The sequence below is a fragment of the Caulobacter sp. P1_B12_2 genome, from assembly GCF_056406675.1.
The window spans coordinates 1-1,065 of record NZ_JBFTZS010000782.1; the positions used below are offsets into that span (position 1 = coordinate 1).

General features: G+C 70.9%; 1 protein-coding gene. It reads left to right on the top strand.

Annotated features, from left to right (window positions below):
• Positions 1–205: 205 nt before the first annotated feature.
• On the top strand, positions 206–1,065 hold an 860-nt coding region (locus AC1DZ6_RS25735), incomplete at its 3' end, for a hypothetical protein (protein WP_477099917.1).

The window sequence follows — 1,065 nt, forward strand, 5'->3', positions numbered from 1 at the left end:
CCCCCGCCCTTGCGGCGGACGGAGGGGTTCCCGCCACAGGGGCGGGAATGACGGCTTCATTGGGGCGTGGCTGAACGTCGCGAAGCCGGCCGCGCCCTTGGCGAGAGTAAACGCCCTGGCGGCTCCATAGATTGAAATACTCCCGGGCTGGGCTAGGCTGACCGTCGCGCGCCATGGGGCGCGGACCTCGGGGGGCTGGGTCGCGATGAACGAACATCTGGAAAAGGTGTCGATCTGGACCGCCGTCCGGCGCCGCATCACGGGCCGGCTCGTGCCGTTGCAGATCTTCTGGGCCGCGTTCCTGGCCGACCTGGAGGCCATTCGCGGCGCGCCGGCCGTCGCCGCCCTGCTGGCCGTCTGCGCGGCGCTGATGCTCATGGAGCAGGGCTCGGACCTGGCGGTGACGGCCGGCTCCGACACCTGCAAGGCCAGCTGGATGGTGCTGGCCACCGCCTTCTACGGCTTTCAGTGCTGGTTCTGGACCCGCTTCATCCTCGAGCAGCACAGGCGCCRCTCGCCCCAGGCTTTCACTGGCCATCCCGCGGCGCCGAAGCTGATCGGCTGGCTGCGCGAGTGGACGCCGCGCCTCCTGGGCGGCGCGCCGTTCATCATCGCCGGCGTGGCCACCGCCAGGGCGAAGGTCGACCTCGCGGCGCTGCCCTACATCTTCTTCGGGCTAGGGCTGGCGGCGGTGTTCGTGCTGTGGGCGCGCCGCCGCGTCGCCGCCTATTTCCGGCTGTTCAACCGCGGCCTGTTCAACCGCCTGTGCCGGTGGGGCACGTTCGTCCTGGGCCTCGCGTCGCTGGCGGTCCTGTGCGTCTGGCCGGTCGGACCGGCCCAGTTTCTGGGCGCCATCAGCGTAGTCTTCCTGGGCCTGGCCTTCATCACCGCCGGCCTGGCCTACATGCTGCACGCCAGTCGGGCCACACGCCTGCCGGTGTTCACCCTGCTGGTGCTGCTGGCCGTGCTGTTCACCTGCTGGAACGACAATCACGCGGTCGGACGGCGCACTTTCCCGCGCCTGACGCAGGCCGACCGCGTCCTGGCCCCGCCCGGCCATGGCGG